Here is an 18,103-nt window from a genome sequence, read left to right on the forward strand (position 1 = left end):
TTGCCGCAGCAGTGGTGGCTGACTGCGGTAGCACTTAAACGCTTGACTTCTAAATGGGGGCCTTGCGGCTAATTTCAAGCCTGCTCGTCAATCGAAGGCGAAACCGGTGCCGGCGCTTTGCTGACCACGACCATCGCCGGGCGCAGCAGGCGACCATTGAGCTGGTAGCCCTTCTGGAAAACCTTCAACACGCTATTCGGCTCGACGTCGGCACTTTCCTGCATGGCCATCGCCTGATGGTGAACGGCGTTGAACGGTTCGCCATGCGGATCGATCGCTTCAAGCTGGTAGCGCTTGAGGGTGTCGTGGAACATTTTCAGGGTCAGCTCGATGCCTTCGCGCATCGGACGGATGCTTTCATCGTCCGGGCTCGACAGCTCGAGGCCGCGCTCCAGGCTGTCGACGATCGGCAGCAGGTCGCTGGCAAATTTCTCAAGGGCAAACTTGTGCGCCTTCTCGACGTCCTGCTCGGCACGGCGGCGAACGTTCTGCAGATCGGCAGCAACACGCAGAGACTGATCCTGCGCGGCGGCCAATTGCTCTTCGAGCACTTGCACACGGGTCGCCAGGTCGTCACCCGAACCTTCGGGCGCCTGATTGGCATCTGGGTTTTGCGTATCTACCGTCTGTTCGTCAGCCATAGAATTCTCCTTTCAATTTCGTCCGCGAGCCTGACTCGCGCTTCTGCCCCGATATATGGGGCCGCAAAATCAGGCTTCAAGGGCTGAAAACAATTGTCCCTACAAAAAAGTGCTGAATACTCATTCTTGAATGCGCTAAGAAAACTCTCTGATCAAGCAAATCGAGCTAAGTGCGGGCATTGTCAGGCCTGAACAAAACACTGTATAAATAACCAGACCTCAAGCCTGGGAGCTGCCTTTATGCTGGTGCACCTGTCCGTACACAACTACGCCATCGTTGAACATCTCGATCTCGAACTTGATCGCGGGATGAGCGTGATCACAGGGGAAACCGGCGCCGGCAAGTCGATCATGCTCGATGCCCTGGGCCTCACCCTGGGTGATCGCGCCGACAGCGGCGTGGTTCGCCCGGGCGCTGATAAAGCCGACATTCTCGCCACCTTCGATCTCGCTGATATCCCTGAAGCCAGCGCCTGGCTGGCCGAGCGCGATCTGGAAAACGACGGGCCTTGCATCCTGCGCCGGGTCATCACCTCGGAAGGTCGTTCGCGCGGTTATATCAACGGCACGCCCTGCCCGCTTGGCGACCTCAAAGCCCTCGGCGAGCTGCTGATCGATATCCACAGCCAGCACGAACATCAGTCGCTGCTGAAGACCGACACCCATCGCCGCCTGCTTGACGAGTACGCCGGTGCCACCGACCTGGCGCGTCAGGTGCAGCTTGCCGCGCAACGCTGGCGTCAGACCCGCCAGGAACTGGAGCGGCTGTCCAACTCCGGCGACGAACAACGCGCACGTCATCAGTTGCTCAGCTATCAGCTTGAGGAATTGGAGAACCTCGGCCTCGGCGAAAATGAACTGGAGCAACTGGAGCAGGAACACAAGAACCTGACCAACGCCGAAACCTTGCTGGGCATTTGCCGGCAAGTGGTCGAGCAGTGCAGTGAAAGTGATTCAGGGAATGTCCTGAATGCACTGACCGCCAGCCTCAATCGTCTGTCCAGTGTGAACAGCTCGGTGGGGGCGCTGGGTGAAGCCAGCAGCCTGCTGACCAGCGCACAGATTCAGGTAGAAGAAGCGGTCGGCGAGCTCAACCGCTTCCTCGACAACTTTGATGCCGACCCGGCTCGCCTGCAATACCTGGAAGAGCGCCTCGACGCGATCTACACCCTGGCGCGCAAACACCGGATTCAACCGACCGAAGTCGGCGAGATGCAGCAAAAGCTGCTCGATGAAATCGAAACCCTCAACGCCAACGATGAATCCATCGAACGCCTGGGTGAAGAACTGGCGTCCTACGCCCGCCACTACCAAGAGAAAGCCCGCGAGCTGAGCGACCTTCGTCATCAAGCTGCCGGTAGCCTCGCCAGTGCAGTGGAGCAGGAAATCCAGCGCCTGGGCATGCCCGGCGGCCGCTTTACCATCGAACTGAAAGCCAACAGCAGCGACGAGTTGCTGCCGAACGGGCTGGAACAGGTCGAACTGCTGGTCAGCGCCAACCCCGGCCAACCGCTCAAGGCACTGGCAAAAGTCGCCTCCGGTGGTGAGCTGTCGCGGATCAGTCTGGCGATTCAGGTCATTACCGCCCAGACCTCCCGCGTGCCGACGCTGGTGTTCGACGAAGTGGACGTAGGTATTGGCGGTCCGACTGCCGAGATTGTCGGCCAGTTACTGCGCCGTCTGGGTGATCGCGGCCAGGTCCTGACCGTGACGCACTTGCCGCAAGTGGCGGCGCAAGGGCATCAGCATCTGTTCGTGCACAAGGTCCGCGACGAGAAGGCGACTCACACCGCTGTCGCGAAGCTGACAAAGAACGAGCGTATCGAAGAAGTCGCGCGCATGCTCGGCGGTATCGATCTGACCAAGGAATCCCTGGCTCACGCGAAAAAAATGGTGGTGACCGCCAAGGCATAACAAATAGTAGAAAGCACGAAGGCGACCCTTGGGTCGCCTTCGTTCGTTTCGCGAATGTGAAATTCGCGCGACATGCTTACTTTTTCTTGCGTACGTACAGCACCAGGTTGTGATCAACCATCTCGAAGCCATGCTTCTCGACGATCGATTTCTGAAGTTTTTCGATTTCTTCGTCGAAGAATTCGATCACTTCACCCGATTCCACGTTGACCATATGGTCGTGGTGGCCACCGTCAGCCAGTTCGAAGACCGCGTGGCCGCCGTCGAAGTTGTGGCGGACCACGAGGCCGGCCGCTTCGAACTGGGTCAGTACACGGTAAACCGTGGCCAGACCAACGTCCTCACCAGCTTCCATCAACGCCTTGTAGACGTCCTCGGCACTCATGTGGCGCTGCTCGGTAGAGTCGAGCATTTGCAGGATCTTGACCCGTGGCAGGGTCACTTTGAGGCCGGCTTTGCGTAGTTCGCTATTTTCAACCATGGTCAGCTTTCTCGCGATGCTGCTTCGCAGCTTCTCTTAATGCGGGTATGATCGGCGTTTACGTTGTCCCAGCCAAGATAGTGGAAGTCGCCCACCGATGCAAAACACCAAGCTCTTGCTAACCAGTTTCACCTTTGTGGGACTGCTCGCACTCGCCGGTTGTTCATTCCCCGGGGTTTACAAAATCGACATCCAGCAGGGCAATGTCGTCACGCAGGACATGATAGACCAGTTACGCCCGGGAATGACCCGGCCGCAAGTACGGTTTATCATGGGCAACCCTCTGCTTGCCGACACGTTCCATGCCGATCGCTGGGATTATCTGTACAGCCTGCAACCGGGTGGCGGTGAACGCCAGCAGGAACGAATCAGCGTTATCTTCAACTCCAACGACCAGCTTGTCAGCCTGTCCGGTGACTTCATGCCCGGCGTGAGCCGTGATGAAGCCATTCTCGGCAAGGACAGCGGTACTACCGTGACCGCGCCTGCTGAAAACGCCGACAAGCCAGAAGCTGAAAAACCAGCCAAACCAGGCTCTTTGCTGGATCAGATCCAGAAGGACGTCGATGGCGTGGAAACCGTACCGGTTCCGACACCAGAGCCGCTGGACACCTCGCCGCAGTAATAGGCGAGGCAATAAAAAACCCGGACATTCCGGGTTTTTTATTGCCTGCCGTTTGGCCTGATCAAGAATTGCGTGCTTTGGCCTCGGCAGCCTTGGCCGCACGCAAACGTCGAACCTCTTTGGGATCAGCCAGCAGCGGTCGATATATTTCGATCCGGTCGCCCGCCTGAACAGGGCGAGAATCCGCGTCAGCCACGACCTTGCCAAAAATCCCCAGCGGGCACTGCGCCAGATTCAGCTCAGGAAACTCGGCCGCGATGCCCGATGCGTGCACCGCAGCCCGAATGCTAACGCCTTCAGCCACGCTGATCGCACGCATAACCTGCCGATCAACCGCTGCGTACACGACTTCTATCTCGATCACCGGCTCAACCATGCATCTGCTTGGCGCGCTGGCAGAAAGCATCCACCAACTGATTGGCCGCCTGATTGAACAATGGCCCCAGAGTTGCGCGCACCAGCGGCCCGGCATAATCGAACGACAGATCCAGACTGATCTTGCAGGCCTTTTCGTTCAGCGCCTTGAATACCCAGATGCCGTGCAACTGAGTGAACGGGCCTTCTTCAAGATTCATCTCGATCGACTGCCCCGGCACCAGCGTATTGCGCGTGACGAAATGCTGACTGAGGCCGCCCTTGGCAACGCCGACACTGGCGCGCATGTGTTCCGGGGAGCTTTCCAGCACTTCAGCCTCCGAGCACCACGGCAGAAACTCCGGGTAACGCGCGACGTCGTTGACCAGGTCGTAGAGAAACTGCGCCGGGTACGGCAGGAGCGCGGATCGTTGGATATGTGTCGTCATGTAAGCGTTACTTCCAGAGCTGAGCGGCAAAGACTACAAGAATGCCGATAGGCGCCACGTAGCGCATCAAGAACAGGGACAGGGCAAATAGAACCGGGTTACGGATGGACAATTCATCCCGCACCGCTTCACGCCCCATCACCCATCCCGCGAACAGCACGAAACACAAGCCACCGAGGGGCAACATGATCCGCGAGGTGAAGAAATCGATCACGCCGAAGAAGTCGAGACCGCTCTGCGCACCCCATTGATAGAGGCTGAACGCCCCGCCTTCGTTCACGAAAAACTTGGCTTCCTTCCAGATATTGAAAGAAAACACCGTACCCAGACCAACAAACCAGCAGGTGAACGCCAGCCAGAACGTCACCCAGATGCGGCTGATTTTAGTGCGCTCTACCAGGTAAGCCACCATTGGCTCAAGCAGCGAAATCGCCGAACTCCACGCTGCCACCGCGACCAGCACGAAGAACACCACGCCCATCAACTGGCCGAAAAATACATTACCAAAAGCAAATGGCAGGCTGACGAACATCAGTCCCGGACCTTCGCTTGGGTTCAGGCCAGCAGCGAACACAATCGGAAACAGCGCCAGACCAGCGACCAGCGATACGAAAGTATCCAGCAGCGCAACGCCGACCACCGTGCCCGACAGCGAGGTGTTCTTCGGCATGTAGGCGCCGTAGATCATGATCGAACCGACGCCGACGCTCAGCGAGAAGAACGCGTGCCCCATCGCTGGCAGCAGACCGTCGAGGACTTTTTCCGGGTGGAAGTCGAACATGAAATGCACGCCTTCCATGAAATGCCCGGTGGTCATGCTGTAGCCCAGCAGCACCAGAATCATCACGAACAGCAGCGGCATCATGATTCGCAGGCTGCGTTCAAGCCCGGCGACTACGCCTTTTGCGATCACGAAGGCCGACAGCAGCATGAAAATCGTGTGCCAAAGTGTCAGGCGCCATGGATTGGAGATGACATTGCCGAAATAGGCGCCGACCTGATCAGCCGTCGCGCCCTGGAAATCGCCACGGCCCATGTCGACGATGTAGTCCAGCGACCAGCCGCCGACCACACTGTAGAAAGACAGGATCAGCAGGGCCGTGATCATCCCGGCGAACGCGCCCCACGACCATTTGGCCGAGTGCCCCGCCTCCAGTGCCAGCACCTTCAGGGCATTCGCCGGACTCTGCCGGGCGCGCCGGCCGATCAAGGTTTCCGCGAGCATGACCGGGACACCGATGAGCGCAATACACGCCAGGAACATCAGCACAAAGGCACCGCCGCCGTAGACCCCGACCATGTAGGGGAACTTCCAGATACTACCCAGTCCCACGGCCGAACCGGTCGCGGCGAGTATGAATACCCAGCGGCTAGCCCAACTGCCGTGGACAGAAACCTTGTCTGTCGACATCGTTTATCACGCCCAAGCGTTAGAAAAAGAGGCCGCATTGTCCGGGATTCACTCAACCTGCTCAAGCACGCAGCAACACCGTAGCCGACAGCCGAACAACTCCATATAATGCCGCCCCTATGGCTAAACAGAAGAAACACCCAACAGGGACCATCGCGCAGAATAAAAAGGCGCGACACGATTACTTCATCGAGCACAAGTTCGAGGCTGGTCTGGTCCTGGCCGGCTGGGAAGTAAAAAGTCTGCGGGCGAGCAAGTTGCAGCTGGTCGACAGCTATGTGCTGCTCAAGGACGGCGAAGCATGGTTGCTCGGCAGCCACATCACGCCGTTGATGACCGCAAGCACTCACGTCATCGCCGACCCGGTGCGCACACGCAAACTGCTGCTCAACCGCCGCGAGCTGGACAAGCTCGCCGCCGCCGTGCAGCAAAAGGGTTACGCCTGCGTCTGCCTGTCCTGGTACTGGAGCAAGCACATGGTCAAGTGCGAGATCGCTCTGGGCAAGGGCAAGAAGGAATACGACAAGCGTGACACCGAGCGCGAGCGCGATGCCGGTCGTGAATTGCAGCGTGCGGTGCGCAACAAGGGCAAGGAAGACTGATCTTCCTCCTTTAGCGCCAATTCGCGAGCAGGCTCGCTCCCACCTTGGAATGCATTTCAAAGGTGGGAGCGAGCCTGCTCGCGAAAGCTATTTCAGCATCAACACAAACACACCTGATCACATCCCCTTGCGCCGCTCCGCCCGAGCCATGCGCTGCACCTCTTGACGCACCTCTTCCAGCACCTCCTGCACATACAGAATATGTCGGCTGGACACTTCTCGCGCCTGCTCCGCACGCCCTTCGATAATCGCCAGATACAATTCCCGATGCTGCGAGATCAGCATGTCGCGGGTTTCCGTGCGCTGTTTGTACATGCCCCCGATGTTGGTCACGACGTTGCGCTTGAGCAGATCGAACAGTCCGCGAATCGTATGCAGCAACACCGCGTTGTGGCTGGCTTCGGCAATCGCCAGATGAAATTTTGCATCTGCCGCGCCTTCTTCCGCCCGGCTGACTTCTTCATGGCGCGAGTAGCAATCCTGCAGCTCTTCGAACGCAGCGGTCAGGCGCTCACGATCGACATCGGTGGCGCGCAAAGCGGCGTAGTAGGCACACGATGCCTCCAGGGTGTGCCGGAATTCGAGCAAATCACGTTGCGCTTCGGGATTGCTTTCAAGCAATTGCAGCAGCGGATCGCTGAACGTCGACCCCAGGCCCTCCACCACATAATTGCCGCCGCCCTGGCGACTGACCAGCAAGCCTTTGGCCGCCAGCTTCTGAATTGCCTCGCGCAACGACGGGCGTGATACGCCAAATTGTTCGGCCAGCGTGCGCTCGGCCGGCAGACGTTCGCCCGACTTCAGCGTGCCCTCAAGGATCATCCCCTCGAGGCGCTCGACAATATCGTCAGACAAACGGCGCTGACGTATCTGATCAAAGCCCATAACTCATTTCTCCACGATCCCGACCGCTCGCCGGGGTGTCTATTCTGGCCTATCCGCGCGCCGCCGACACCTGCCAGACGCCACTTCGCCAAACCGGATCAGCTGCCCTCTGCACCGCATCTTCGACGAAAGTTTCAGAGCGGCAAATTGACACACCGCTACCAAGGCTTTTACCCTAGCCGACAGCTCTTGTAAATTGGTCTTACCAATTATCCAAGATTGCTCACAGTGCCTGACCAACAACAATTAGGGGCCACCCCACCATGCAAACCTGGCAACAGCTCTACAGTCCGCTCGGAAGTCTTGGCGTCTCCGCTCTCGCGGCCGTCATTCCCATCGTGTTCTTCTTTCTCGCCCTGGCGGTGTTCCGTCTCAAAGGCCATGTGGCCGGCAGCATCACCCTCGCGCTTTCGATTGCCGTGGCCATTTTCGCCTTCCAGATGCCAGTGGACATGGCGTTCGCCGCCGCTGGTTATGGTTTCGCTTATGGTCTGTGGCCGATTGCCTGGATCATTGTCGCGGCAGTGTTCCTCTACAAGCTGACGGTGAAGAGCGGTCAGTTCGAGGTCATCCGCAGCTCGGTTCTGTCGATTACCGATGACCAGCGCTTGCAGGTGTTGCTGATCGGTTTCTGCTTCGGCGCATTTCTGGAAGGTGCCGCCGGATTCGGCGCGCCGGTCGCGATTACTGCCGCACTCCTTGTAGGACTGGGCTTCAACCCGCTGTACGCCGCCGGCCTGTGCCTGATCGCCAACACTGCGCCGGTAGCGTTCGGCGCGCTGGGGATTCCGATCATCGTGGCGGGCCAGGTCACTGGCATCGACGCCTTCAAGATCGGCGCCATGACCGGTCGCCAGCTGCCACTGCTGTCGCTGTTCGTGCCGTTCTGGCTGGTATTCATGATGGACGGCCTGCGCGGTGTGCGCGAAACCTGGCCGGCCGCGCTGGTGGCAGGTTTGAGTTTCGCCATCACCCAATACTTCACTTCCAACTTCATCGGCCCGGAACTGCCGGACATCACTTCGGCGCTAGCCAGCCTGATTTCCCTGACCCTGTTCCTCAAGGTCTGGCAACCACGTCGCGCCGCCGGCCAGCACATCGTTGGCGCCGTATCCGCTTCGGTGGTCAGCGCCAGCGTCGGCGGTTTCGGCCAGAAGCGCACCACCGTGGCGTCGCCCTACAGCCTCGGGGAAATTTTCAAGGCGTGGTCGCCGTTCCTGATCCTCACTGTGCTGGTGACCATCTGGACGCTGAAGCCTTTTAAAGCGATGTTCGCCGCCGGTGGTTCGATGTACAGCTGGGTGTTCAACTTCGCGATTCCGCACCTTGATCAACTGGTGATCAAGACTGCGCCAATCGTGGCCAACCCGACCGCGATTCCAGCGGTGTTCAAGCTCGATCCGATTTCCGCGACCGGGACGGCGATTTTCTTCTCCGCGCTGATTTCGATGCTGGTGCTGAAGATCAATTTCAAAACTGGTCTGACCACTTTGAAAGAGACCTTCTATGAGCTGCGCTGGCCGATCCTGTCGATCGGCATGGTGCTGGCGTTCGCCTTTGTCACCAACTACTCCGGCATGTCCTCGACCATGGCCCTGGTGCTGGCGGGTACTGGCGCCGCGTTCCCGTTCTTCTCGCCGTTCCTCGGCTGGCTAGGCGTATTCCTCACCGGTTCGGATACGTCGTCGAACGCGCTGTTCAGTTCGTTGCAAGCGACCACCGCCCACCAGATCGGCGTCAACGACACCTTGCTGGTGGCGGCCAATACCAGCGGCGGCGTGACCGGCAAGATGATCTCGCCGCAATCGATCGCCGTGGCCTGCGCCGCGACCGGTCTGGTCGGCAAGGAATCGGATCTGTTCCGCTTCACCCTCAAGCACAGCCTATTCTTTGCAACGATTGTCGGTTTGATCACCTTGGCTCAGGCCTACTGGTTCACCGGCATGCTGGTGCACTAAACCTACAAGAAAGACGGAAATAACCGACGCCGGCCCGTGATCCGGCGTCAGCAATTCACCACCGGGTCTGTAAGGCTGCTGAAAGCAATGCGCTTTATATTCGGCAGCCGCAGCAGACGGATAACCGGGCCTACCCGGAGACACGCCTGATGAGCGAGCTTTTTTACAACGCTGTGCCGAACGCGACCCGCGTGGCACCGCCACTGCCCGAACCTCGGCAATACCCCAGCGAGAAACCGTCGCGGGTCTACCTGTTCGGCACGTGTGTGGTCGACCTGTTCTACCCCGAAGCCGGGATGGACGCGATCCATCTGCTGGAGCGCGAAGGGATCCGGGTCGAGTATCCGCAAGGCCAGAGTTGCTGCGGCCAACCGGCCTACACCTCGGGTTACACCGAGCAGGCGCGGACGGTAGCGCGCTCGCAACTGGCGCTGTTTGCCGGGGATTATCCGGTGGTAGTGCCCTCGGGTTCCTGCGCCGGCATGCTTCGCGAGCATTACGCCGACTTGTTCAAGGACGAGCCGGAAACGTTGAAACAGGTGCAGGCCCTTGCGGCTCGCACTTATGAACTGGCCGAGTTTCTGCTGTTCGTCTGCAAGGTGCAGCTCAAGGACAGCGGCGAACCGGTGAAAGTCGCGCTGCACACCTCGTGTTCGGCACGCCGCGAAATGAACACCCACCTGCACGGCCGCGAGTTGTTGGCGCAGTTGAGCAATGTGGAGCGGGTCAATCACGACCACGAAAGCGAATGCTGTGGCTTCGGTGGGACATTCAGCGTCCGTATGCCAGACATTTCCGGCGCGATGGTGGCTGACAAGACCCGTGCGTTGAAAGAATCCGGCGCCCACAAGGTACTGAGTGCCGACTGCGGCTGTTTGATGAACATCAACGGCGCGCTGGAGAAACAGCAGGAAGCGTTACGCGGGCAACATCTGGCGAGCTTCCTCTGGCAGCGAACCGGAGGTGCACAATGAGCACCTCAACGATTATTCCTACGGTCGCCGTAGAAGAAGATTTCCGCACCCGGGCACACAATGCCTTGGGTGATCAGCAGCTGCGGAACAACTTCCGCACTGCTATGGATTCACTGATGACCAAACGGGCAGCGGCTTTCAGCGATGCCCACGAAAGAGAACACTTGCGCGCACTGGGCAATTCGATCAAGGCCCGCGCGCTGTCCAAGTTGCCCGACCTGCTCGAGCAACTGGAACAGAACCTGACCCGCAACGGTGTGACAGTGCACTGGGCGGAAACGGTGGACGAGGCCAATGGCATCGTCTTATCGATCATCCGCGCTCACGAGGCGCGGCAAGTGATCAAGGGCAAATCGATGGTCAGCGAAGAGATGGAGATGAACCATTTCCTCGAGGCTCGGGACATTGAATGTCTGGAGTCCGACATGGGGGAGTACATCGTCCAGCTCGACCACGAGAAGCCTTCACACATCATTATGCCGGCGATCCACAAGAATGCCGGTCAGGTCGCGTCCTTGTTCCACGACAAACTTGGCGTGGAATACACCAAGGACGTTGACCAACTCATTCAGATCGGTCGCAGGGTCCTGCGGCAGAAATTCTTCGAAGCCGACATCGGCGTCTCCGGCGTCAACTTCGCCGTCGCCGAAACCGGCACCCTGCTGCTGGTGGAAAACGAAGGCAACGGGCGCATGACCACCACCGTGCCGCCGGTGCACATCGCCGTTACCGGTATCGAAAAAGTCGTGGAAAACCTGCGCGACGTGGTGCCGCTGCTGTCACTGCTGACGCGCTCGGCGCTGGGCATTCCGATCACCACTTACGTCAACATGATCTCCGGCCCGCGCAAGGAACACGAACTCGATGGCCCGCAGGAAGTGCATCTGGTCCTGCTCGACAACGGTCGCAGCCAGGCCTTCGCCGACAGTGAATTGCGCCAGACCCTGAACTGCATCCGCTGCGGCGCCTGCATGAATCATTGCCCGGTTTACACCCGCGTCGGCGGCCACACTTATGGCGAGGTCTACCCGGGGCCGATTGGCAAAATCATCACCCCGCACATGGTCGGCCTGGCCAAGGTCCCGGACCACCCGAGCGCGTCCTCACTGTGCGGCGCCTGCGGTGAAGTCTGCCCGGTGAAGATTCCGATCCCCGCCATCCTGCGCCGTCTGCGCGAGGAAAACGTCAAAGCCCCGGACGCACCGAATCAGGTGATGCGCGGCCAAGGCAGCAAGTATTCGCGCAAGGAACGTTTCATCTGGAACGCCTGGGCCAGACTCAACAGCTCACCGACGCTGTACCGCTTGTTCGCTTTTTTCGCCACGCGCCTGCGTGCCCTCACACCGAGCAATGTCGGCCCATGGACGCAAAACCACAGCGCGCCAAAACCGGCCGCGCGTTCGTTGCATGATATGGCCCGCGAGCATCTGGCCAAACAGGGAGAGCGTCGATGAGCGCCAAGCAAAATATCCTCGGCAAACTGCGGAAAAGTCTGACCGGCACCACGCCAATTGCCGACAACTTCGATGTCGATCTGGTCACCCAGCCCTACACCTACAGCGCCGAGCAACGCATCCCGCAACTGCGCAAACTGATGGAAGCGGTGCACACCGAAATCCACCTGACCTCGGGCGCCGAGTGGCCGGCATTACTGGCGCAACTGCTGCGCGACCGCCAATTGCCGAGCCTGCTGATCGCACCGACCACACCGCACGGGCAACGCATCACACAGCACTGGGCGAATAATCCCGACCTGCCAGAACTGAAGTCCTACGACCGGCCAATGGAAGCGTGGAAAGCCGAACTGTTCAACGACACCCCGGCCAGCCTCACCGGCACCCTCGGTGCGATCGCCGCGACCGGCAGCCTGATTATCTGGCCAACCCGTGAAGAACCGCGCTTGATGAGTCTGGTGCCGCCGGTGCATTTCGCCCTGCTCAAGGCCAGCGAAATCCGCGACAACTTCTATCAGGTGCAAGAGGAATTCGAATGGGCGCAAGGCATGCCGACCAACGCGCTGCTGGTCTCCGGCCCGTCGAAAACCGCCGATATTGAACAGGTGCTGGCGTATGGCGCGCATGGCCCGAAAGATCTGGTCGTGCTGATTCTGGAGGATCAATGAGTCTTCCTGCTGCTTTCCTGCGAGATGCCGAGCGACTGATTCCAGCAGACCGGCGCTTCGACGATCCGCTGTCGACTCTGGCCTTCGGCACCGACGCCAGTTTCTATCGACTGATTCCGAAACTGGTGATCCGCGTCGAGTCTGAAGACGAAGTCGTGGCGCTGCTGCAACTGACCCAGCGCGACAAGGTGCCGGTGACCTTCCGCGCTGCCGGCACCAGCCTGTCCGGGCAGGCGATCAGCGACTCCGTGCTGATCGTGCTTGGGGATAACTGGAACGCCCGTGAGATCCGCGGCCAGGGCGCGCAAATCCGCCTGCAACCGGGAGTGATCGGCGCGCAGGCCAACGCCTGGTTGGCACCGTTCGGACGCAAGATCGGCCCGGATCCGGCGTCGATCAATGCCTGCAAGATCGGCGGCATCGTCGCTAACAACGCCAGCGGCATGTGCTGCGGCACTGCGCAGAATACCTATCACACATTGGCCGGAATTCGGCTGGTGCTGGCCGACGGCACGCGCCTCGATACCGAAGACCCTGCCAGCGTCGCGGCATTTCGCTCCAGCCACGGCGACCTGCTCGAACGCTTGGCGACATTAGGCCGCGAGACCCGCGCCAACGCCGAACTGGCCGCAAGAATCCGCCACAAATACCGTCTGAAAAATACCACCGGCCTGTCGCTCAACGCCCTGGTCGATTTTGACGAGCCTGTGGATATCCTGAGCCACCTGCTGGTCGGCTCCGAGGGCACCCTCGGCTTTATCAGTGCGGTGACTTACGACACCGTCATCGATCACCCGAACAAGGCCTCGGCGCTGATCGTGTTCCCCGATGTCGAGACTTGCTGCAACGCGGTCACCGTGCTGAAAAGCCAACCGGTATCAGCGGTGGAGTTACTTGATCGACGCAGTCTGCGCTCGGTGCAGGACAAAAAAGGCATGCCCGCTTTCGTACAGCTGCTGTCGGAAAATGCCTGCGCGCTGCTCATCGAATCTCGGGCGGCTTCGTCAACATTGCTGCAGGAACATCTGGCGCAAATCATGGCGTCCCTGCGCGATTTCCCCGTAGAGAAGCAGGTCGACTTCACCGAAGACCCGGTGGAAAACGCCCGCCTCTGGGCCATCCGCAAAGACACCTTCCCCGCCGTCGGCGCCGTGCGCAAAACCGGCACCACAGTAATCATCGAAGACGTGACCTTCCCGGTCGAACAACTGGCCATCGGCGTCAATCGCCTGATCGAGCTGTTCGACAAACATGCCTACGACGAAGCGATCCTTTTCGGACACGCACTGGAAGGCAATCTGCACTTCGTCTTCACCCAAGGTTTCAACAGCCCGGAAGAAATCGCACGCTACCAAGCGTTCATGGACGACGTCGCGCAACTGGTCGCCGTGGAATTCGGCGGCTCGCTGAAGGCCGAACACGGCACCGGGCGCAACATGGCACCGTTCGTGGAACTGGAATGGGGCAGCGACGCCTATCAACTGATGTGGCAGCTCAAACGCCTGCTCGACCCCAACGGCATTCTCAATCCGGACGTGGTGCTCAGCGAAGATCCGCAGATCCACCTCAAGCACCTGAAACCACTGCCGGCGGCGGACGAGATTGTGGACAAGTGCATCGAGTGCGGTTTCTGCGAACCGGTCTGCCCCTCGAAAGGCCTGACCCTTAGCCCGCGCCAGCGCATCGTCATCTGGCGCGATATCCAGGCGAAAAAGCGCGCCGGCGTCGACACCACCGACCTGGAAAAAGCCTACGACTACCAAGGCATCGACACCTGCGCCGCCACCGGCCTGTGCGCGCAACGCTGCCCTGTAGGCATCAACACCGGCGAGCTGGTGAAAAAGCTCCGTGGCCGACACGCCACGCATCATAAAACCGCTGACTGGATCGAAGGAAATTTCGCCAAGACCCTACAAGGCGCGCGCTTCACCCTGCACGTCGCCAACGGTGCGCGGATGATGCTCGGCGCACCGCGTCTGGCGAAGTTGTCGGCGACGCTGACGCGCTTGTCCAAAGGCCAGGTGCCGTTGTGGACCAACGCCATGCCACAGCCGGAAAAAGCCATTCGCTTCAGCCCGAGCGTGGCCGACGAGCGCCCGCGCGTGGTTTATCTGGCGGCGTGCGTCTCGCGGGTCATGGGCCCGGCGGCGGGTGACAGAGAGCAGATGTCGCTGTACGACAAAACCCGTGGCCTGCTGGAAAAGGCCGGTTACCAGGTAGTCTTTCCCGACAATCAGGACAACCTCTGCTGCGGCCAGCCATTCGCCTCCAAAGGCTACGCCGAACAGGCCGAGCACAAACGTCAGGAGCTGATCAGCGCACTGCTCCACGCCAGTCGCGGCGGCCTCGATCCAATCTATTGCGACACCAGCCCGTGTACGTTGCGACTGGTTCAGGACATCGGCGAAACACGACTGGATCTGTACGATCCGGTGCGCTTCATCCGTACGCATCTGCTGGATCGTCTGGACTTCACACCCCAGGAAGCGCCGATTGCCGTGCACGTGACCTGCAGCACTCAACACTTGGGCGAAAGCCAGGCGCTGATCGATCTGGCGCGCAAATGCAGCAACACCGTGGTGATTCCTGAAGGCATACATTGCTGCGGATTTGCCGGCGACAAAGGCTTCACCACACCGGAGCTGAACAGCCATTCGCTGCGTTCGCTCAAGGACGCCGTACAGTACTGCAGCGAGGGCATTTCCACCAGCCGCACGTGTGAAATCGGCCTGACCCAGCACGGTGGCATCGACTACCACGGGCTGGTTTATCTGGTGGATCGGGTGACACGGGCGAAAGCCTGCTGAGGAAAAAATCAGAACCCTTGAGCGAGGCGGTAGTCCACTGCACATGCCCCGGATCATTCGGGGCCTGTTCAACGGTCAGCGAAGTCTGAACCCTCAGTTCAAGGAGATACACATGAACCGCTCTGTAATGTTAGGTCTGTTTGTCACTGCCTCGATGATGGCGTCCACTTCGTTCGCCGCTGAAAAACCTGCCGATTTGTGCGATGCCAATCTGCAGAGAATCGATAGCGCAAAATCCCAATACCAGACGTCGACAGACCTGAATGCGCGCGTATCGGCCAGTGTCAACAAAGCCCGCAAACTCAAGGACCAAGGCAGGATTGATGACTGTGTCGCTGAGACCCAGCAAACCCTGCTGGACATTCAAAACGCTACCGGTGACACCAAAAAATGATTTATGCGCCGACCTTTTACAGGTCGGCTGCATCGGCACCTGGCCAGACCGATCTGGCCTTTTGACATTCGTTGCAAATAAAACCGAATTCCTGCGCAGCGAAGCGGTCAACCAGACAGGTCCTATACTGACCTCGCTTGTCTTGACCTCGGCATCGCGGCCAAACCGTCCGGCAGCACCGAGCCCCCATCGTTCAAGGAGATACCCATGAAGCATTCTGCAATTGCTGGATTGTTTATCACTGGTGCACTTCTGGCCTCGCCGGTGTTCGCGGCGGACAAAGACCTCTGCGCCGGGAATCTTCAAAGCATCAAAGATTTCGTCACCAGCCAGCCGTCCCTTCCTGAAAGCTCCATGAATAACATCAAGGAAGCACAGGAAAAAGCCACTGCGGCCCAGGCGTCCGGCAACGACAAGGAATGCATCGAGGTTACCAACGGCATCATCAGCAAGATGCAGATCCGTAACCCGACGCGTAACTGATGTCCCGCAGGCCAACCTTCGGGTTGGCCTGCCAAGCGTTTTGACGTACACTGTGCACGCTTGTTGCCCGAACAGATTCACCGGGCAATGAGTTCGGGGCCGTTTAGGATTCGACGCCGGTTGCGAAACTCTAGGTGCATGCCGACTTGGTAACAGAAGTCGTAAATCCACTGTTGCAACTACTTATAGTTGCCAATGACGACCAATACGGTGTTGCTCTCGCTGCTTAATTGCAGCTGACAATGCTCCTGGTACCTTCGGGTCCAGCAATCATCAGGGGATGTCTGTAAACCCGAAATGATTGTCATATAGAACAGAATCGCCGTGCAGTACGTTGTGGACGAAGCGGCTAAAACTTACACAACTCGCCCAAAGCACCCTGCCCGTCGGGTCGCTGAGGGTTAACTTAATAGACACGGCTACGCATGTAGTACCGACAGCGGAGTACTGGCGGACGGGGGTTCAAATCCCCCCGGCTCCACCAAATAATCATCTAAAGACGTCCACGGACGTCTTTTTTTGTGCCTGAAATCCAGTAAATACGGGGGTTTCAGGGCCATTGAGCTCCACAGCGCTTCAGGCAGATCCATTTTGAACTGTATTCCAAGGCGTATTCCAAGCCCGTGACTGGTAAATTTTGGAATACACAAACAGCGTTGGAGTACCCATGGGAGCCCGAGCTACACGCCTTTCAGACCTAAAAATCAAAGCCGCCAAGCCCAAGGACAAAGACCCACCAACTCTCAACGACAAAGCCCGCCCAGTGCGGGCTTTGTCGCATCTGGGGTTAGTCGAATGGCCGCCCATTTCCTTCACATTCTCAAGCCTGCCGGTGGCTGTGAATGTTCGACGTTGTACAAAAGGACGCTGGGGCGGCACCGATTCGGCTCACTCTCCAATTAAACGAAACCAATTTGGCTGTAAGACGATTGCGCTTGTGTGATAGCAAAACCACAGCCATCCCCTTACCATTCCGCGGCTGGCTGGACGCCTCGCAGAGAAAACCGGTTCGCATGTGGAAACTCAACCTGCACAAGGAAGGCAATAAACCATGAGCTTCATCGAAACAATCCAATCCAAGGAAGTCGATATCTACATATCGGCGTTCTTCACCATCCTCGGCCTGATTCTGGGAGCCATTCTGGATCGGGTACTGAAAGGCGATTCTCCACAATCCACCAATCAGCCGGGCCATTCGGTAAACCTGACCTTCAACACGGTGGTCAATCCACCGCTGGGCGTGAACGCCGCCAGCACAAGCCAGGATATGACTCCAGTCATCTTCATGATGATGGTGATTGCCGGGCTGATTTATGTGTTTTTCCGGGCCGAGATACTCAACCTGCTTTCCTGGATCACGCTATTCACCATTTCACTATGGGCTGGCGGCACCTTGCATAGCCTTTACCGAGGCTTCTTCGCGGGCATTAAGTGGATCGTTGCGCTGTTGTTTTGCTTGGCATTTTGCGTGGCCGCGACGTATGTCACCGACGAAGCTTTTATGCCCACCCTAGCGCCGCAAAACTTTCAGTACAGCCAGCAGATCATCAATGAGCAGGGCCTGACGGGAATAAAAAAATATTTCGTCTTGCTGGACATGCACTGGTTCTTGCTACACCTGATAGGCGTACTGCTGTTTATCTATACCAGCCTTCGGATGATGCTTTTTTCAACCTACTTCATCGTTGCGGGTGCACATGCCAATAACAACGGTACTCACGAACCTTGGCTTTCCAGAAAAACCCGCAAGTACGCCAATCTGCGCAAAAACATCATCTTCATGCCTATCCTGCTGGTTCTCGCGTACCTGCTTACCTCGGGTCTTGCTTTCGACTGGTTCATCCACACGATGCCAAATCAGGTCAATGCGTTGATGAACACGGTGCTGTATGGGCGCTGATATTTTCATCGTGCGCTGGAGATCGACTGTCGGGACATCAACCCGGTCGGCAGAAGCGAGATGAACTTTTCTTCACTACGTCCACCCGACCGATCCCATAAAA

At 58.5% G+C, this 18,103-nt stretch carries 18 protein-coding genes and 1 other RNA gene; 13 read left to right on the forward strand and 6 right to left on the reverse strand.

The window, feature by feature from the left end; translation table 11 throughout:
* Positions 1–74 precede the first annotated feature (74 nt).
* Positions 75–641, reverse strand: coding sequence for a nucleotide exchange factor GrpE (grpE, locus tag AC0Z5Z_RS21125; protein WP_039759570.1), 567 nt, complete (start codon positions 639–641; stop codon positions 75–77).
* A 240-nt stretch (positions 642–881) separates the two neighbouring features.
* Between grpE and recN the strand changes: the two genes are divergently transcribed.
* Entirely contained in the window at positions 882–2,555 is a 1,674-nt protein-coding gene (gene recN / locus AC0Z5Z_RS21130; protein WP_016771769.1) for a DNA repair protein RecN, read from the forward strand.
* Positions 2,556–2,631: 76 nt separating this feature from the next.
* On the opposite strand, the gene fur is transcribed toward recN, so the two are convergent.
* Positions 2,632–3,036, reverse strand: coding sequence for a ferric iron uptake transcriptional regulator (gene fur / locus AC0Z5Z_RS21135; protein ID WP_016771770.1), 405 nt, complete (start codon positions 3,034–3,036; stop codon positions 2,632–2,634).
* A gap of 97 nt (positions 3,037–3,133) precedes the next feature.
* Here fur and AC0Z5Z_RS21140 point away from each other — a divergent pair, with 97 nt between their 5' ends.
* A complete protein-coding gene (locus AC0Z5Z_RS21140) occupies positions 3,134–3,661 on the forward strand; it encodes an outer membrane protein assembly factor BamE (RefSeq protein WP_016771771.1) in 528 nt (175 codons plus the stop codon).
* Between the two features lie 61 nt (positions 3,662–3,722).
* Here AC0Z5Z_RS21140 and AC0Z5Z_RS21145 read toward each other — a convergent pair whose 3' ends face one another.
* Genes AC0Z5Z_RS21145 through AC0Z5Z_RS21155 form a run of 3 tightly spaced genes read right to left on the reverse strand, consistent with a single transcriptional unit; the run spans position 3,723 to position 5,875 of the window.
* Positions 3,723–4,037, reverse strand: a complete 315-nt coding sequence (locus AC0Z5Z_RS21145) for an RnfH family protein (protein ID WP_150636053.1) — start codon at positions 4,035–4,037, stop codon at positions 3,723–3,725.
* Complete coding sequence (locus AC0Z5Z_RS21150; protein WP_016771773.1) at positions 4,030–4,464, reverse strand: type II toxin-antitoxin system RatA family toxin; 435 nt, start codon at positions 4,462–4,464, stop codon at positions 4,030–4,032. The genes AC0Z5Z_RS21145 and AC0Z5Z_RS21150 overlap by 8 nt, the downstream gene beginning before the upstream one ends.
* A 7-nt stretch (positions 4,465–4,471) precedes the next feature.
* Positions 4,472–5,875: a sodium-dependent transporter gene (locus AC0Z5Z_RS21155; RefSeq protein ID WP_016771774.1), complete on the reverse strand. Its 1,404-nt coding sequence runs from the start codon at positions 5,873–5,875 to the stop codon at positions 4,472–4,474.
* A gap of 119 nt (positions 5,876–5,994) precedes the next feature.
* Here AC0Z5Z_RS21155 and smpB point away from each other — a divergent pair, with 119 nt between their 5' ends.
* The gene (smpB, locus tag AC0Z5Z_RS21160; protein WP_007953781.1) at positions 5,995–6,477 is read left to right on the forward strand and encodes an SsrA-binding protein SmpB; all 483 of its coding nucleotides are present in this window, start codon (positions 5,995–5,997) and stop codon (positions 6,475–6,477) included.
* A gap of 117 nt (positions 6,478–6,594) precedes the next feature.
* On the opposite strand, the gene AC0Z5Z_RS21165 is transcribed toward smpB, so the two are convergent.
* Positions 6,595–7,362: an FCD domain-containing protein gene (locus tag AC0Z5Z_RS21165; protein ID WP_016771775.1), complete on the reverse strand. Its 768-nt coding sequence runs from the start codon at positions 7,360–7,362 to the stop codon at positions 6,595–6,597.
* Between the two features lie 263 nt (positions 7,363–7,625).
* Here AC0Z5Z_RS21165 and AC0Z5Z_RS21170 point away from each other — a divergent pair, with 263 nt between their 5' ends.
* The 10 genes from AC0Z5Z_RS21170 (at position 7,626) to AC0Z5Z_RS21215 (ending at position 18,000) form a co-directional block, all read left to right on the forward strand.
* Positions 7,626–9,320: a lactate permease LctP family transporter gene (locus AC0Z5Z_RS21170; RefSeq protein ID WP_016771776.1), complete on the forward strand. Its 1,695-nt coding sequence runs from the start codon at positions 7,626–7,628 to the stop codon at positions 9,318–9,320.
* Between the two features lie 149 nt (positions 9,321–9,469).
* Positions 9,470–10,294 (forward strand): (Fe-S)-binding protein, encoded by an 825-nt coding sequence (locus AC0Z5Z_RS21175; protein ID WP_041477925.1) that lies wholly within the window; start codon positions 9,470–9,472, stop codon positions 10,292–10,294.
* Positions 10,291–11,748 (forward strand): LutB/LldF family L-lactate oxidation iron-sulfur protein, encoded by a 1,458-nt coding sequence (locus tag AC0Z5Z_RS21180; protein ID WP_041477924.1) that lies wholly within the window; start codon positions 10,291–10,293, stop codon positions 11,746–11,748. Before AC0Z5Z_RS21175 ends, AC0Z5Z_RS21180 begins: the two co-directional genes overlap by 4 nt.
* Entirely contained in the window at positions 11,745–12,416 is a 672-nt protein-coding gene (locus tag AC0Z5Z_RS21185; protein WP_485611590.1) for a LutC/YkgG family protein, read from the forward strand. Before AC0Z5Z_RS21180 ends, AC0Z5Z_RS21185 begins: the two co-directional genes overlap by 4 nt.
* Entirely contained in the window at positions 12,413–15,223 is a 2,811-nt protein-coding gene (locus AC0Z5Z_RS21190) for an FAD-binding and (Fe-S)-binding domain-containing protein (RefSeq protein ID WP_485611591.1), read from the forward strand. The genes AC0Z5Z_RS21185 and AC0Z5Z_RS21190 overlap by 4 nt, the downstream gene beginning before the upstream one ends.
* A gap of 112 nt (positions 15,224–15,335) precedes the next feature.
* Entirely contained in the window at positions 15,336–15,617 is a 282-nt protein-coding gene (locus tag AC0Z5Z_RS21195) for a hypothetical protein (RefSeq protein ID WP_056782851.1), read from the forward strand.
* A 207-nt stretch (positions 15,618–15,824) separates the two neighbouring features.
* The gene (locus AC0Z5Z_RS21200; RefSeq protein WP_016771781.1) at positions 15,825–16,100 is read left to right on the forward strand and encodes a hypothetical protein; all 276 of its coding nucleotides are present in this window, start codon (positions 15,825–15,827) and stop codon (positions 16,098–16,100) included.
* Between the two features lie 95 nt (positions 16,101–16,195).
* Positions 16,196–16,584: a transfer-messenger RNA gene (ssrA, locus tag AC0Z5Z_RS21205) on the forward strand.
* Positions 16,585–16,942: 358 nt separating this feature from the next.
* Positions 16,943–17,155 carry a hypothetical protein gene (locus AC0Z5Z_RS21210; RefSeq protein WP_156388155.1) on the forward strand — a complete coding sequence of 71 codons (213 nt, stop codon included), beginning with the start codon at positions 16,943–16,945 and terminating at the stop codon, positions 17,153–17,155.
* Entirely contained in the window at positions 17,152–18,000 is an 849-nt protein-coding gene (locus tag AC0Z5Z_RS21215) for a hypothetical protein (protein ID WP_056782848.1), read from the forward strand. The genes AC0Z5Z_RS21210 and AC0Z5Z_RS21215 overlap by 4 nt, the downstream gene beginning before the upstream one ends.
* The last annotated feature ends 103 nt before the right edge of the window (positions 18,001–18,103 follow it).

It is taken from the genome of Pseudomonas sp. 1L-E-NC-VB-C3 (assembly GCF_057291535.1).

Coding starts and splice junctions, on each gene's coding strand:
- AC0Z5Z_RS21145 (WP_150636053.1), bottom strand. CDS start 4,037: ATGGTTGAGCCGGTGATCGAGATAGAAGTCGTGTACGCAGCGGTTGAT.
- smpB (WP_007953781.1), top strand. CDS start 5,995: ATGGCTAAACAGAAGAAACACCCAACAGGGACCATCGCGCAGAATAAA.
- AC0Z5Z_RS21175 (WP_041477925.1), top strand. CDS start 9,470: ATGAGCGAGCTTTTTTACAACGCTGTGCCGAACGCGACCCGCGTGGCA.
- grpE (WP_039759570.1), bottom strand. CDS start 641: ATGGCTGACGAACAGACGGTAGATACGCAAAACCCAGATGCCAATCAG.
- AC0Z5Z_RS21185 (WP_485611590.1), top strand. CDS start 11,745: ATGAGCGCCAAGCAAAATATCCTCGGCAAACTGCGGAAAAGTCTGACC.
- AC0Z5Z_RS21155 (WP_016771774.1), bottom strand. CDS start 5,875: ATGTCGACAGACAAGGTTTCTGTCCACGGCAGTTGGGCTAGCCGCTGG.
- AC0Z5Z_RS21165 (WP_016771775.1), bottom strand. CDS start 7,362: ATGGGCTTTGATCAGATACGTCAGCGCCGTTTGTCTGACGATATTGTC.
- AC0Z5Z_RS21180 (WP_041477924.1), top strand. CDS start 10,291: ATGAGCACCTCAACGATTATTCCTACGGTCGCCGTAGAAGAAGATTTC.
- AC0Z5Z_RS21195 (WP_056782851.1), top strand. CDS start 15,336: ATGAACCGCTCTGTAATGTTAGGTCTGTTTGTCACTGCCTCGATGATG.
- AC0Z5Z_RS21150 (WP_016771773.1), bottom strand. CDS start 4,464: ATGACGACACATATCCAACGATCCGCGCTCCTGCCGTACCCGGCGCAG.
- AC0Z5Z_RS21200 (WP_016771781.1), top strand. CDS start 15,825: ATGAAGCATTCTGCAATTGCTGGATTGTTTATCACTGGTGCACTTCTG.
- AC0Z5Z_RS21215 (WP_056782848.1), top strand. CDS start 17,152: ATGAGCTTCATCGAAACAATCCAATCCAAGGAAGTCGATATCTACATA.
- fur (WP_016771770.1), bottom strand. CDS start 3,036: ATGGTTGAAAATAGCGAACTACGCAAAGCCGGCCTCAAAGTGACCCTG.
- AC0Z5Z_RS21170 (WP_016771776.1), top strand. CDS start 7,626: ATGCAAACCTGGCAACAGCTCTACAGTCCGCTCGGAAGTCTTGGCGTC.
- AC0Z5Z_RS21190 (WP_485611591.1), top strand. CDS start 12,413: ATGAGTCTTCCTGCTGCTTTCCTGCGAGATGCCGAGCGACTGATTCCA.
- AC0Z5Z_RS21140 (WP_016771771.1), top strand. CDS start 3,134: ATGCAAAACACCAAGCTCTTGCTAACCAGTTTCACCTTTGTGGGACTG.
- AC0Z5Z_RS21210 (WP_156388155.1), top strand. CDS start 16,943: ATGTTCGACGTTGTACAAAAGGACGCTGGGGCGGCACCGATTCGGCTC.
- recN (WP_016771769.1), top strand. CDS start 882: ATGCTGGTGCACCTGTCCGTACACAACTACGCCATCGTTGAACATCTC.